We start from the raw sequence: 12660 nt of genomic DNA, 5'->3' as shown, positions 1-12660 counted from the left end.
GCGGCGGCGGAACCGCCGTTCAGGGCGGCGGTCAGGTTTTCGGGCGGACGGTTCTCGGCGCGGCGCGCGGACGGCGGCGGCGTCACCTCGGTCGGCAGGTTGCGCGGCGGCGGGCCGGCGACATAGGCCACCTCGGTCGAGGAACCGACGCCTTCGCCGTCCTCGTCGGACAGGGAGGCGTAGGCGACGGGCGGCGAAGGATCGGCGCTGATCCCATAGCCGCGCTGTTCGAAGAAGGCCTGGGCCAGTTGGATGCGCTCGCCCTGGCCACGGCGACGCTGAACCTCGAAGCCGGTGTCCATCAGTTCGGCGACGTGGTCGTTGCGGCTCTTGGTCGAGCGGCCGCCCATGACGATGGTGATGATCCGCTTGCCGTCGCGCACCGAGGACGCCGCCAGATTATAGCCCGAGGCGTTGGTGAAGCCGGTCTTGATGCCGTCATAACCGCGCCCCGTAGCCAGCAGGCCGTTGGTGTTACGGTAGTCCCGGCCCTTGTAGAACCAGTCGTGCAGGCCGAGGTAGCGGTAGTATTGCGGATAGTCGCGCATGACCGCGCGGCTGAGGATCGACAGGTCGCGCGCGGTGGTCGCCTGGCGCGTGTCAGGCAGGCCGTTGGCGGTGGTGAAGCGGGTCTGCTCCATGCCCAGTTCGCGGGCCTTTTCCGTCATCAACTGGGTGAAACGGCCTTCTGAGCCGCCGATATGCTCGGCGATGACCACGGCCATGTCGTTGGCGCTGCGGACGGCCGTGGCGCGCATGGCGTCGTCCAGGCTGATCGTCTGACCGGCGGCCAGGCCCAGCTTGGAGGGCGGCTGCGACGCCGCGCGCGGCGAGACGGTCAGGGTGTCGTTCAGATTGACCTTGCCGGACTCCAACGCCTCGAACGCCAGATACAGGGTCATGACCTTGGTGATGGAGGCCGGATAGCGTCGCGCGTCGGCGAAACGCGAGAACAGGACTTCACCCGAAGCGGCGTCGACCACGATGGCCGCATACCGACTATCGGACGACTGCGCTTCCGGCGGCGCGACGCCGATTGTCGGCGTCAGGACGATGCCTCCCAGGACCAGGGCGGCCAGGAAACGACGGCGGAATAGGGCGTTCATGGGCAAGCTACTAGCCTCGTCACTGTGGCGCGAAGACGGCTGCGATCACGCACGTTACAAAGGCTAACATCCGCTTCCCCGGTTTCGAGAGGGTTAACGGCGCGTCAACAGACTTGTGATCGCTCGGCGCATCCAGAGGGCAGGTTATCAGCGATCATATTGTGCGTCGCACAAATTTCACTTGAAGTCTTTTCGCAGGTGCACCATATCGCCGTTGTCGCGATGGGCTCGCCTGTCGCAAGAACCCTTTTGCTTCAGGAGACTCCCCATGGCTGACGCCGCTGAGACCGTGAAGAAGACCGTCGAACAAACCACCGCCAAGGCCAAGGCCCAGGCTGAATCCATCCAGGCCGCCGGCGCCAAGGCGTTCCGCGAAGGCGTCGACAAGTCGGTCGCCTCGCTGAGCGAGATCAACGTGCACGGCAAGAAGAACCTGGAAGCCGTGGTCGAATCCGCCGCCGCCGCCCAGAAGGGCGCCGAGGCCCTGTCGCAACAGGCCGTGGCTTACGGCAAGAAGTCCTGGGAAGACGGCGTCGCCGCCGCTCAGTCCTTCTCGCAGGCTCGTTCGGTGCAAGAACTGTTCGAGCTGCAGACCAACTGGGCCAAGTCGGCCGCTGAGGCTTATCTGGCCGAGTTCGGCAAGGCGACCGAGACCATGACCGCTTCGGTCAAAGACAGCTTCAAGCCGATCAACGAGCGCGTTTCGGCTGCTGTCGAGCAGTTCCAGGCCGCCCGCTAAGGCGCGACTGCACGCTTACTGCGAACGAGGCCCCGGCGGAGACGCCGGGGCCTTTTTCATGGTTTCTGTTCGGCGCTCATGGGGGCGTGGTCGATGCTGAAGGCGCGGGCCAGCCGCCAGCGCCCGTCCGGCTCCAGCCGCCACAGGACGGAGAAGCGGGCGCGTCCGACCAGGGTTTCCGGCCCGTCGCCCTGCCGTTCATAGAACAGGTGGCTGCCTTCCTCGACGGCGCCGACGCCGGGGATGGCGTAGACCCGCATCGTGCCGGGCACGAGTTCGCGCCGTGAGCGCCAGGCGTCGGAGGCGGTCCGCGCCGTGCAGCCCTGGCGATAATCGTCGATAAAGCGCGCCCGCGTCGCCGTCAGCCCGCCCCGGTCGTGATAGAATTCTAGGTCGTCCGTCACCAGATCGGCCAGGGCCTCGGGATCGCATCGGTCGAACATGACCGAAAACAGGGCCGCGTCCCGTTCAGCGATGATGGAGGCGAGGGCGGCGTCATCGGTAAGGGCGGCGGGCGCCTGGCCCAGCATCAGGGCGGCGAACAGTCCGGCGATCAGGGGCATGGCGGGGATCCGGGGCAGGGAACGGAAGCGCATTGGTGCGGTTCCTGAGCCGAGATGTCCCGTGAATCTTTGGTCAGGCGACCGGGGTCACGCAGGCTGTGACTGGACGCATCTACAAATCAGGCCATCATTCCCTATCTGATCTTTTGACACTCCCCGATTACGGACCACGAATGCCTAACAGACGGCCAGGTGAACAAGGCGGAGGCGCAGGCGCCGCCGTCGTCACCGAGACAAAGCCGAAACTTCAGCGGCCCTCGCTTTATCGGGTGCTGATCCTGAATGACGACTACACCCCAATGGAGTTCGTCATCTACGTGCTGGAGCGGTTCTTCCAGAAGAGCCGCGAGGACGCGACCCGCATCATGCTGCACGTGCACCAGCATGGCGTCGGGGTCTGCGGCGTCTTTACCTACGAAGTGGCCGAAACCAAGGTCGCCCAGGTGGTCGAGACGGCGCGACGCCACCAGCATCCCCTGCAATGCACGATGGAAAAGGACTGAGAGGAACCTGCCATGCCTTCGTTTTCCCGTCCTCTCGAAGAGACCCTGCACCGCGCGGTCCACTACGCCAACGAGCGCCGGCATGAATACGCCACGCTCGAACACCTGCTGCTGGCCCTGATCGACGATCCGGACGCCTCGGCCGTGATGACGGCCTGCAACGTCGATCTGGGCGCGCTGAAGGCGGCGCTCGGCTCCTATGTCGACACCGACCTGGCCGCACTGGCCACGGCCGATGGCGACGACGCCAAGCCCACCGCAGGTTTCCAGCGCGTGATCCAGCGCGCGGTCATCCATGTCCAGTCGTCCGGCCGCGAGGAAGTGACCGGCGCCAACGTCCTGGTCGCCATCTTCTCCGAACGCGAAAGCCACGCCGCCTATTTCCTGCAGGAGCAGGACATGACGCGCTATGACGCGGTCAACTTCATCGCCCACGGCATCGCCAAGAAGGCCGGGGCCAATGAAGCCCGTTCGGTGCGCGGCGGCGCCAGCCCGGAAGAGGCCGAGGACGGCTCTGTCGTCAAACAAGGCGGCGAGGCGCTGGAAGCCTATTGCATCGATCTGAACGAGAAGGCCCGCAACGGCAAGATCGACCCTCTGATCGGGCGTCAGGCCGAGGTCGATCGCTCGATCCAGATCCTGTGCCGCCGCACCAAGAACAACCCCTTGCTGGTCGGCGACCCCGGCGTTGGCAAGACCGCCATCGCCGAAGGCCTGGCGCGCAAGATCGTCAACGGCGAGGTGCCGGAGGTTCTCAAGGGCGCAACCATCTACAGCCTCGACATGGGTTCGTTGCTGGCGGGCACCCGCTATCGCGGCGACTTCGAGGAGCGGCTGAAGCAGGTCGTCAAGGAGTTGGAGAACCACGAGAACGCGGTCCTGTTCATCGATGAAATCCACACGGTGATCGGCGCCGGCGCGACGTCGGGCGGGGCTATGGATGCCTCCAACCTGCTGAAGCCGGCTCTGGCGTCAGGCAGCCTGCGCTGCATGGGTTCGACCACCTACAAGGAGTATCGCCAGCACTTCGAGAAGGACCGCGCCCTGGTGCGTCGCTTCCAGAAGATCGACGTCAATGAGCCGACGATCGAGGACACGGTGAAGATCCTCAAGGGTCTGAAGACGACCTATGAGACGCATCACAAGCTGCGTTACACGGACTCGGCCATCCGCACGGCGGTCGATCTGTCGGCGCGCTACATCACCGACCGCAAGCTGCCGGACAAGGCCATCGACGTGATCGACGAGGCGGGGGCGTCGCAGATGCTGCTGCCGGAATCGAAGCGCAAGAAGGTCATCGGCCAGAAGGAGGTCGAGGCGGTCATCGCCAAGATGGCCCGCATCCCGCCGAAGTCTGTGTCCAAGTCGGACACGGAATCCCTGCGCGAGCTGGAGACTGATCTGAAGCGGACGGTCTATGGTCAGGAACAGGCCATCGATCAGGTGTCGTCGGCGATGAAGCTGGCGCGGGCAGGTCTGCGCGACCCGAACAAGCCCATCGGCGCCTTCCTGTTCAGCGGCCCGACCGGCGTCGGCAAGACGGAAGTCGCCAAGCAGCTTGCGGCCACGCTCGGCATCGAGATGCAGCGCTTCGACATGTCGGAATACATGGAGCGCCATACGGTCAGCCGCCTGATCGGCGCCCCTCCGGGCTATGTCGGCCATGACCAGGGCGGTCTGCTGACCGACGCGGTCGATCAGCATCCGCACTCGGTGGTGCTGCTGGACGAGATCGAGAAGGCGCACCCCGACGTCTACAACATCCTGCTGCAGGTGATGGACAATGGGACGCTGACCGACGCCATCGGCAAGAAGGTCGATTTCAGGAACGTCATCCTGATCATGACCACCAACGCCGGGGCCGCCGACAACGCCCGCGCCTCCATCGGCTTCGGCCGGGGCAAGGTCGAGGGCGAGGACGACAAGGCCATCCAGCGCCTGTTCGCGCCGGAGTTCCGCAACCGTCTGGACGCCATCGTGGCCTTCAAGCCGCTGGGCGCCGAGACGATCCGTTCGGTGGTGACCAAGTTCGTGATGCAGTTGGAAGCCCAGCTGGCGGACCGCAACATCACCATCGAACTGACGGATGAAGCGACCGACTGGCTGGCCAAGAACGGCTTCGACGAACTGTATGGCGCACGGCCCCTGGCCCGCGTCATTCAGGAGCACATCAAGAAGCCGCTGGCCGACGACATCCTGTTCGGCCGCCTGACTCGCGGCGGTCATGTGAAGGTCGAGCTGAAGGACGGCAAGATCGCCTTCGACATCACCCCGGCCAAGGGCGCGGCGGTGAAGGAAGAGGAAGAAGCAACGGCCTGATTTCGATCAAGCTCAAAGAGAAAGGCCCGGACGGCGACGTCCGGGCCTTTTTTTGTCGATTGAGGCGTCGCTTAGCGCTTGCGGCCCAGGGCGCCGAGCAGCATCGCCGCGCCGGCGATGATGCCGGTGGTCAGCAGCGGCTTGCGGCGGGCGAAATCCAGACCCTTGCGGGCGGGATCGCGCAGGTCGGCAGGGGCCTTGTCCACCATGCCGTCCAGGCCGTCGATGACGCGGCCATAGGCGTCCAGCGCCTTGCCCTTCACTTCGTTCAGCTTGCCTTCAACCTGAAGCTTGCTGTCGCCGGTCAGCCGACCCAGGCCGTTCTGGGCTTTGCCCTTCAGTTCAGTCGCGACGCCTTCGATACGTTGGTCAGTCATGATGATCCCTGTGTTGAGGAGGAGACTCACACCCCAAGCGCATCCGGCCGTCGAGGGTTCCTGGCCGGACGCCCCTCGCGACGAAATGTCAGCCCTTAAGATCAGCCGTGGCGGTAGGGCGACAGCTCCGCCGTCATGGCGTGCATCTCCGCCTCCACCGCCGGGCGTTCCTGCTCCAGGTAGCGCGCGACCGGATCGCGCAGGGCCGGATCGGCGATGAAGTGGGCCGAATAGACGGGAGAGGGCAGGTAGCCGCGCGCGATCTTGTGATCCCCTTGCGCGCCCGCCTCGACCCGCGACAGGCCGCGCGCGATGGCGAAGTCGATGGCCTGATAATAGCAGAGTTCGAAATGCAGGAAGGGACGGTCGACCAGCGTCCCCCACTGTCGGCCATACAGCGCCTCACGGCCGATGAAGTTCAGCGCCCCCGCGACCGGCGTCTCGCCCTGGAACGCCATGACCAGGGCGATGCGATCGGCCATGGTGGCGCCGACGCGGGCGAAGAAGTCGCGTGTCAGATAGGGCCGCCCCCATTTGCGATCGCCGGTGTCCATGTAGAAGGCGAAAAAGGCGTCCCAGTGCGCCTGCGTGATCTCCGCCTCGGTCAGGACGCGGATGTCGAGGCCGTGTTGCGCCTCGCGCCGCTCGCGCCGGATGGTCTTGCGCCGGTTGGACGACAGGGCGGCTAGGAAGTCGTCGAAGGTCTGATAGCCGTCGTTGCGCCAGATGAACTGGATGTCCCGGCGCGGCAGCAGGCCCGCCTCGGCCATGGCGCGCCATTCCGGCTCGGTCGGGAAGTTGACGTGCAGGGACGAGACGCCCAGCCGCTGGGTCAGCGTCAGCGCGCCTTGCAGCAGGGCCTCGCGCACCGTGGCGGCGTCTGTACCCGGCGCGTTCAGGAAGCGCGGGCCGCTCGCGGGGGTGAAGGGCACAGCGCCCAGCAGTTTGGGATAGTAACGCCCGCCCGCGCGCTCATAGGCGTCGGCCCAGCTGTGATCGAAGACGTATTCGCCCTGGCTGTGTCCCTTCAGATGGAGGGGCATGACGCCGATCACGACGCCGTCTTCATCATGCAGGGACAAATGGCGCGCGGCCCAGCCCTCGGACGGGGCGGCGCTGCCGGACGCTTCGCAGGCGTCGAGGAAGTCGTAGGAGACGAAAGGATCGCCGCTGGGGGCCGCACAGGCGTCCCATGCGTCCCGACCTATGGCGGCGATCCTGTCGTTGACCTGAAGGGTGAAGCTCACTTCACCTCGATGATGGCGTCCACTTCGACGGCGAAGCCGAGCGGCAGCTTGTAAACGCCGACGGCCGAGCGCGAGTGCTTGCCCGCGTCGCCGAAGACCTGGACCATCAGGTCCGAGCAGCCGTTGATGACGCCGGGGATGGCCTCGAAGTCCGGGCCGGCCTGGACGAAGCCGCCCAGCTTGACGATGCGGACCACGCGATCCAGGTCGCCGTCGACGGCGGCGTTGATCTGGGCCAGCAGGTTGATGCCGCACAGGCGAGCGGCCTCGGCGGCCTGCTCCGGGGTCACATCCACGCCGACGGTGCCCTTGATGCCGCCGCTGGCGTCGTTCGACAGCTGGCCCGAGATGAAGATCTGCTCGCCCGAGCGGACGTAGGAGACGTAGCTGGCGACCGGCTTGGCGGGTTCCGGCAGGGTGATGCCCAGTTCGGCGATGCGGGCGTGGATGCTCATGTGACGACTCCGTTCAAAGGGGGTTCGGGCGGGGTTTAGCGCGACGCGGGGGCCGCGTCATCCAGTGCGTTCGCCGGGCCGTTTCAAAGCGCGTCCGGCCACCACGGCGGCGACCCCGAACTTGTCGCGCAGGGCGTCGATGGCGGTCTCGGTTTTCAGCGCGCGCGTTTCGGCTGTAGCGAACAGTCCGGTGGGGGCGTCGTGGGCGTCGGCGATGTCGGCCATGCCGATGCCGATCAGCCGATAGGGCGCGCCCAGTTCCGGTTTCAGCAGATCGCGCCCGGCGGCGAACAGGGCGCGCGCGGTCTGTACCGGCTCGGCCAGGGTTATACGGCGGGTGACGATCTTGAAGTCCGTCTTGCGCAGCTTCAGCACCACGACGCGGCTGGCCACGCCGTCGCGCCGGGCCTTGGAGGCCAGCTTCTCGCACAGGGGCCACAGCTCGGCCTCCAGCGCCTCGGCGGTGGTCAGGTCGTCGTTGAAGGTGGTCTCGGCGCTCATGCCGCGCCGGTCGTGGTCGGGGTTCACCGGGCGGCTGTCGCGGGCGTGGCTGAGGTCGTGCAGGCGCAGGCCCGTCTCGCCATAGCGGCGGATCAGATCCTTCACATCGGCAGAGGCCAGATCGCCGATCGTGGCGAAGCCGTCCGAGCGCAGGGTGCGCCCGAATACCGGCCCGACGCCGGGCAGGGTGGTCACGGGACGCGGCGCCAGCAGGCCTTGCGCCTCAGCGACGCCGATCACTGAAAAGCCGCGCGGCTTGTCCAGTTCGGACGCGATCTTGGCCAGGAAGCGGTTGGGCGCCAGGCCGATGGAGACGCTGAGCCCCGTCTCGTCCTCGATCCATTTCTGCAGGCGCGCCAACTGGAAGGCGGGTGGGCCGCCGTTCAGCCGCTCTGTGCCCTTCAGGTCGATCCAGGCTTCGTCCAGCGACAGGGTCTGGACCAGCGGCGTCAGGCGGTGGACGGCGCCGAAGATCCGCTCGCTCTCGGCCACATATTTGCGGAAGTCCGGCTTGATGACCACGGCGTCGGGACAGGCTTTCAACGCCTTGAACATGGGCATGGCCGAACCCACGCCATACAGTCGCGCCACATAGCAGGCGGTGGAGACCACCCCGCGCTTGCCGCCGCCGACGATCACGGGCTTGTCGCGCAGCTCCGGCCGATCGCGCTTCTCGACCGAGGCGTAGAAGGCGTCGCAGTCCATGTGGGCGATGTGCAGATCGCTCAGCTCGTCATGGGCGATCACCCGGCGCGAGGCGCACGACGGACACCGCGCGACCTTGCGGTCGCCGGTCCACAGACAGTCGCGGCAGAGGGCCGTGATGGCCACGCATGAACTCCGTTTGTCTCAGCTTCACGCCAACTTAAGACTGGTTCACGCCAACTTAAGACTGGCGCCGCCACAGTGCACTCAAGAAGGCGTAACAGCCCGCCGCGAAAGCGGATGAACAAGAGGCGCAACAGCCGGGTGGCGGATGTCCAAGAAGGTCCTCATCGTCGAGGATAATGAGCTGAACATGAAGCTTTTTCATGATCTGCTCGATTCTCAGGGGTATGAAGTGCTGCAGACCCGCGAAGGGCTGCAGGCGCTGGCGATTGCGCGCGAGCACCGCCCCGATCTGATCCTGATGGATATCCAATTGCCGGAGATCTCGGGCCTTGAAGTCACCAAATGGCTCAAGGACGACGAAGAGCTGAACCATATCCCCGTCATCGCCGTTACAGCCTTTGCCATGAAGGGTGATGAGGAACGGATACGGCAGGGGGGCTGCGAAGCTTACATCTCCAAGCCCATTTCAGTCATTTCCTTTCTGGAGACGGTGCGCAGGCACCTGGGTCAGGGGGCGGCATGAGTGCGCGAATCCTGGTGGTCGACGATGTCGAGGCGAACGTCCGGCTGCTCGAAGCCAAGCTGACCCTCGAATACTACGACGTTCTCACCTGCCATGACGGCGCGACCGCCATCGCCCTGGCCGGCGCCGAGCAGCCGGATCTGATCCTGCTGGACGTGATGATGCCGGGAATGGACGGCTTCGAGACCTGCCGTCGGATCAAGGCGGCGGCTGAGACGCGCCATATCCCGGTGGTGCTGGTGACGGCGCTGGACGGGCGGCACGATCGGATCAAGGGCCTGGAGGCCGGGGCCGACGACTTCCTGTCCAAGCCGCTGGACGACGTGATCCTGATGGCGCGGGTCCGCAGCCTGACCCGGCTGAAAATGGTCATGGACGAACTGCGCGAGCGCGAGGAGAGCGGGCGCCGGGTTGGCGTCGACACCGGCGGCGTGGCGCGGCTCAAGGGCTCGGGCGGGCGCGTGCTGATCGTCGATGACAATACGCTTCAGGCTCAGGTGATCGCGCAGGAGCTGTCGCGGGAGCACCGCCCCATGATCGAGCCCTCGGCCGAGGCGGGGCTTGAGACGGCGCGCGGTCCGGTCGATCTGGTGATCGTCAACATCACGTCCGAACGGTTCGACGGCTTGCGGCTGATCGCCCAGCTGCGTTCCAAGGAGCCGACGCGGCGTCTACCTGTCCTGGCCGTGGTGGACACCCAGGATCGGCCGCGCCTGCTCAAGGCGCTGGAACTGGGCGCGCACGACCTGCTGATCCGTCCCATCGATCCCGAGGAACTGGCGGCGCGGGTGCGGACCCAGGTGCGGCGCAAGCGTTATGGCGACTTCCTGCGCGAGAAGCTGGACCACAATCTGGAGATGGCGGTCACGGACCCCCTGACCGGCCTGCACAATCGTCGCTACATGAACGGCCAGTTGGACGCCCTGGTGGCGCGCGCCAATCGCGGCGGCGACCCGGTGGCGGTGCTGGTGTTGGATATCGACCACTTCAAGGCGGTGAACGACAGCCTGGGCCACGACGCGGGCGACGAGGTTCTGCGCGAGTTTTCGGTGCGGCTGGCGACCAATGTACGGGCCGTGGACCTGCCGTGTCGGTTCGGCGGCGAGGAGTTCGTGGTGGTCATGCCGGGCACGACGCTGGAGGACGCCCATCGCATCGCCGAGCGGATTCGTCGCGACGTCGGCGCCTCGGCCTTCCGCATTCTGGGCGGCGAGCCGTTGAGCATCACCGTCTCGGTCGGTGTGGCGGCGACCTGGGGGGCGGACGACACGCCGGCCTCCCTGCTGAAACGCGCCGACGAAGGCGTGTATGAGGCCAAGAAGGCCGGCCGCAATCGGGTGGTGGCGCGCGCCGCCTGACGCTTCTGTCGTCGCAGTACGGACAACGAAAAACGCCCGGTCCTGCGACCGGGCGTTTTGATTCTTGCAGGTTCAAGCGAAGGGCTAAGCCCTTACTTGATCTTGCCTTCCTTGAACTCGACGTGCTTGCGGACGACCGGGTCGTACTTCTTGACGACCATTTTCTCGGTCATCGTACGGGCGTTCTTCTTGGTGACGTAGAAGAAGCCGGTGTCGGCGGTGGAGTTCAGGCGGATCTTGATGGAAGCCGGTTTGGCCATCGGAAGTACCTTTGCGACGGCGAAAGCCGCATGAAACGAGAGGCGCGGAACATACTCAGGACGGGCTCAAAGTCAACGGTTTCGATGTCGCGTTGAGCGGGGCCGCAGAAGCGCTAGTGTTTCGCCATGAAAACGCCCGACTTCAAACCCGCCCGCGCCCTGTCCGTCGTCGCCATTGCGGCCGGATTGACCCTGTCCGCCTGCTCGTCCGAGCCTGCGACGCCCGCCGTAACGCCGGATGCGGCGCCGGCCACGGCCCAGGACGCCTTCTTCGCCAATCTGACCGAACTGTGCGGCCAGCGTTTCGAGGGCAAGGTCGTCACGACCGAGGCCGCCGACTCGGACTTTGTCGGCAAGCGCCTGCTGATGCATGTGCGCGACTGCTCGAAGGATGAGATTCGCATTCCCTTCTGGGTCGGCGAAGACCGCTCGCGTACCTGGGTCGTGACCCGCACCGATTCGGGCCTGCGCCTGAAGCACGATCATCGCCAGCCGGACGGCAAGACGGACCCGCTGCACTGGTACGGCGGCGATACGAAGAACGAAGGCACGGCCGAACGTCAGGAATTCCCGGTCGATCAGGAATCCATCGACCTGTTCAACGCCCAGGACGCTGCGGTCTCGACGACCAACGTCTGGGCGATGGAGATCCATCCGAAGCAGACCTTCGCCTATGAACTGCGTCGCCCGAACCGCCACTTCCGCGTCGATTTCGACCTGACCAAACCGGTCGCCGAATAGGCCGTTAGAGCGCAGTCCATGCGGCCAGGGGCCTGACGGTGGCGCAAGCCGGACCGCCGTCACGCCCTCGGCCGGGAAGGCGGGCCTCCAACACCTGCCCAGCGCGCGCCAAGGCCAGCAGTTCGGCGGGAATGTCGTGCACGTCGATCTTGGCGCGGCGATCCCAGGCGCTGTCGGCGTCACCTGCGTGCTTGCCGATGCCGATGTAAACGAAGCGCCGTTCGGCGCCCTCGCGACGGACGAACGGGCCGGTCAGCCGGTCGTCGTCATTAAGCAGGACGGGCACATCAAAAGATAGCGGCGCGTCGCCGGCCGTAGCCGCATCGACCGCCCCGTCCTTGTCCTGAAGGCTGTAGCGGACGCCGGGGACCGGATCGGCGATCGTCAGGCGCAGGGTGATCGGCTGCTGGCCCATCGCTTCAGTCCTGATGGTCGATGACGTGGCGGCCGCGCACCATATGCACGAAGGGCAGGGGGCGTTGCGGGGTCTCCAGCCGCTCGGCGACCTCGCCCAGTACGAAGCGGGTGATGGCGGGCAGGTCTAGGCTTCGCGCCTCGTCCAGCGGAATCCAGGCGATCTCGTCCAGTTCTCCTGAGCCTTCGATGCGGTCGGGATCGCGCAGGGCCTCGACCGGGGCCATGAAGAAGCGGGCGTCGAAACGGCGCGATCTGCCTGGCGGGGTGATGGCGCGCGCCACATAGGACAGCACCGACAGATCGGGCAGGGCGCCGGCCTGACGGTACTCCCGCCACGGTCCGGCGACCGAGGCGGTCGGCGCGGTGCGGCCCAGGATCAGCCCAGTTTCCTCAAAGGTCTCGCGTACGGCGGCCAGGGCCAGGGCGCGGGCGCGGCGAGCGGGCATCTCCGCCTGCAAGCGTCGCGCGGCGTCATGCGACAGGGCACCGTCGTCGGCGGCGTTGAAATCCGCCCGCTCGATCCGTCCGCCCGGAAACACCCACTTCGACGCCATGAAGACGTGTCCCGGCGCCCGACGGCCCATCAGCACCTCGGGGCGCTTGGCGTCGCGGGTCAGGATCAGGGTGGCCGCGTCCTTGGGACGTTGAGCGCCGCCGACACGGGGTGCGTCGGCCAGGTCTTGGGCGGCGTCGAAGGGGAGGGGTTTCATGGCAAAAACT

General features: G+C 66.2%; 15 protein-coding genes. 6 read left to right on the top strand and 9 right to left on the bottom strand.

The window, feature by feature from the left end:
- Positions 1-1106, bottom strand: a 1106-nt coding sequence (locus tag RT567_RS02965) for a D-alanyl-D-alanine carboxypeptidase family protein (protein WP_313574165.1), incomplete at its 3' end; no start/stop codon positions are given.
- Positions 1107-1374: 268 nt separating this feature from the next.
- On the opposite strand from RT567_RS02965, the gene RT567_RS02960 reads away from it, so the two are divergent.
- Entirely contained in the window at positions 1375-1845 is a 471-nt protein-coding gene (locus RT567_RS02960) for a TIGR01841 family phasin (RefSeq protein WP_313574163.1), read from the top strand.
- Positions 1846-1901: 56 nt separating this feature from the next.
- Here the strand turns inward: RT567_RS02960 and RT567_RS02955 are convergent, their stop codons facing one another.
- Positions 1902-2441, bottom strand: a complete 540-nt coding sequence (locus tag RT567_RS02955; RefSeq protein WP_313574162.1) for a nuclear transport factor 2 family protein — start codon at positions 2439-2441, stop codon at positions 1902-1904.
- A 140-nt stretch (positions 2442-2581) separates the two neighbouring features.
- Between RT567_RS02955 and clpS the strand changes: the two genes are divergently transcribed.
- Together clpS and clpA are read left to right on the top strand one after the other, a co-directional pair.
- Positions 2582-2911: an ATP-dependent Clp protease adapter ClpS gene (gene clpS, locus RT567_RS02950; protein WP_003164443.1), complete on the top strand. Its 330-nt coding sequence runs from the start codon at positions 2582-2584 to the stop codon at positions 2909-2911.
- A gap of 12 nt (positions 2912-2923) precedes the next feature.
- Positions 2924-5230, top strand: a complete 2307-nt coding sequence (gene clpA / locus RT567_RS02945; protein ID WP_292057440.1) for an ATP-dependent Clp protease ATP-binding subunit ClpA — start codon at positions 2924-2926, stop codon at positions 5228-5230.
- A 71-nt stretch (positions 5231-5301) separates the two neighbouring features.
- Here the strand turns inward: clpA and RT567_RS02940 are convergent, their stop codons facing one another.
- The 4 genes from RT567_RS02940 to RT567_RS02925 all read right to left on the bottom strand — a co-directional run bounded on the left by RT567_RS02940 (position 5302) and on the right by RT567_RS02925 (position 8641).
- Positions 5302-5607, bottom strand: a complete 306-nt coding sequence (locus RT567_RS02940) for a CsbD family protein (RefSeq protein ID WP_313574160.1) — start codon at positions 5605-5607, stop codon at positions 5302-5304.
- 101 nt (positions 5608-5708) lie between these two features.
- A complete protein-coding gene (locus RT567_RS02935) occupies positions 5709-6854 on the bottom strand; it encodes a GNAT family N-acetyltransferase (protein ID WP_313574159.1) in 1146 nt (381 codons plus the stop codon).
- Complete coding sequence (locus RT567_RS02930; protein ID WP_200166643.1) at positions 6851-7309, bottom strand: RidA family protein; 459 nt, start codon at positions 7307-7309, stop codon at positions 6851-6853. Before RT567_RS02930 ends, RT567_RS02935 begins: the two co-directional genes overlap by 4 nt.
- A gap of 57 nt (positions 7310-7366) precedes the next feature.
- Positions 7367-8641, bottom strand: a complete 1275-nt coding sequence (locus RT567_RS02925) for a DNA polymerase IV (protein ID WP_313574157.1) — start codon at positions 8639-8641, stop codon at positions 7367-7369.
- A 145-nt stretch (positions 8642-8786) separates the two neighbouring features.
- Here RT567_RS02925 and RT567_RS02920 point away from each other — a divergent pair, with 145 nt between their 5' ends.
- Together RT567_RS02920 and RT567_RS02915 are read left to right on the top strand one after the other, a co-directional pair.
- Positions 8787-9164, top strand: a complete 378-nt coding sequence (locus tag RT567_RS02920) for a response regulator (protein WP_003164449.1) — start codon at positions 8787-8789, stop codon at positions 9162-9164.
- Complete coding sequence (locus RT567_RS02915) at positions 9161-10522, top strand: PleD family two-component system response regulator (protein WP_313574156.1); 1362 nt, start codon at positions 9161-9163, stop codon at positions 10520-10522. The genes RT567_RS02920 and RT567_RS02915 overlap by 4 nt, the downstream gene beginning before the upstream one ends.
- 92 nt (positions 10523-10614) lie before the next feature.
- Here the strand turns inward: RT567_RS02915 and rpmG are convergent, their stop codons facing one another.
- Positions 10615-10782, bottom strand: a complete 168-nt coding sequence (gene rpmG / locus RT567_RS02910) for a 50S ribosomal protein L33 (RefSeq protein WP_003164451.1) — start codon at positions 10780-10782, stop codon at positions 10615-10617.
- Between the two features lie 126 nt (positions 10783-10908).
- Here rpmG and RT567_RS02905 point away from each other — a divergent pair, with 126 nt between their 5' ends.
- A complete protein-coding gene (locus RT567_RS02905; protein WP_313574154.1) occupies positions 10909-11523 on the top strand; it encodes a hypothetical protein in 615 nt (204 codons plus the stop codon).
- 4 nt (positions 11524-11527) lie between these two features.
- On the opposite strand, the gene RT567_RS02900 is transcribed toward RT567_RS02905, so the two are convergent.
- Positions 11528-11938: a DUF5990 family protein gene (locus RT567_RS02900; RefSeq protein ID WP_313574152.1), complete on the bottom strand. Its 411-nt coding sequence runs from the start codon at positions 11936-11938 to the stop codon at positions 11528-11530.
- 4 nt (positions 11939-11942) lie between these two features.
- A complete protein-coding gene (locus tag RT567_RS02895; protein ID WP_313574150.1) occupies positions 11943-12650 on the bottom strand; it encodes an NUDIX hydrolase in 708 nt (235 codons plus the stop codon).
- Positions 12651-12660: the final 10 nt, after the last annotated feature.

This window comes from Brevundimonas sp. (genome assembly GCF_032107865.1).
Lineage (GTDB): Bacteria > Pseudomonadota > Alphaproteobacteria > Caulobacterales > Caulobacteraceae > Brevundimonas.
The sequence above is the reverse complement of the archived record's forward strand: the minus strand, read 5'-3'. Positions and strand labels throughout refer to the sequence as shown.

Excerpts from the sequence above, each read along its gene's own strand:
- RT567_RS02920 (WP_003164449.1), top strand. The coding sequence starts at position 8,787 with ATGTCCAAGAAGGTCCTCATCGTCGAGGATAATGAGCTGAACATGAAG.
- RT567_RS02895 (WP_313574150.1), bottom strand. The coding sequence starts at position 12,650 with ATGAAACCCCTCCCCTTCGACGCCGCCCAAGACCTGGCCGACGCACCC.
- clpS (WP_003164443.1), top strand. The coding sequence starts at position 2,582 with ATGCCTAACAGACGGCCAGGTGAACAAGGCGGAGGCGCAGGCGCCGCC.
- RT567_RS02915 (WP_313574156.1), top strand. The coding sequence starts at position 9,161 with ATGAGTGCGCGAATCCTGGTGGTCGACGATGTCGAGGCGAACGTCCGG.
- RT567_RS02940 (WP_313574160.1), bottom strand. The coding sequence starts at position 5,607 with ATGACTGACCAACGTATCGAAGGCGTCGCGACTGAACTGAAGGGCAAA.
- RT567_RS02955 (WP_313574162.1), bottom strand. The coding sequence starts at position 2,441 with ATGCGCTTCCGTTCCCTGCCCCGGATCCCCGCCATGCCCCTGATCGCC.
- RT567_RS02960 (WP_313574163.1), top strand. The coding sequence starts at position 1,375 with ATGGCTGACGCCGCTGAGACCGTGAAGAAGACCGTCGAACAAACCACC.
- rpmG (WP_003164451.1), bottom strand. The coding sequence starts at position 10,782 with ATGGCCAAACCGGCTTCCATCAAGATCCGCCTGAACTCCACCGCCGAC.
- clpA (WP_292057440.1), top strand. The coding sequence starts at position 2,924 with ATGCCTTCGTTTTCCCGTCCTCTCGAAGAGACCCTGCACCGCGCGGTC.
- RT567_RS02905 (WP_313574154.1), top strand. The coding sequence starts at position 10,909 with ATGAAAACGCCCGACTTCAAACCCGCCCGCGCCCTGTCCGTCGTCGCC.
- RT567_RS02900 (WP_313574152.1), bottom strand. The coding sequence starts at position 11,938 with ATGGGCCAGCAGCCGATCACCCTGCGCCTGACGATCGCCGATCCGGTC.
- RT567_RS02930 (WP_200166643.1), bottom strand. The coding sequence starts at position 7,309 with ATGAGCATCCACGCCCGCATCGCCGAACTGGGCATCACCCTGCCGGAA.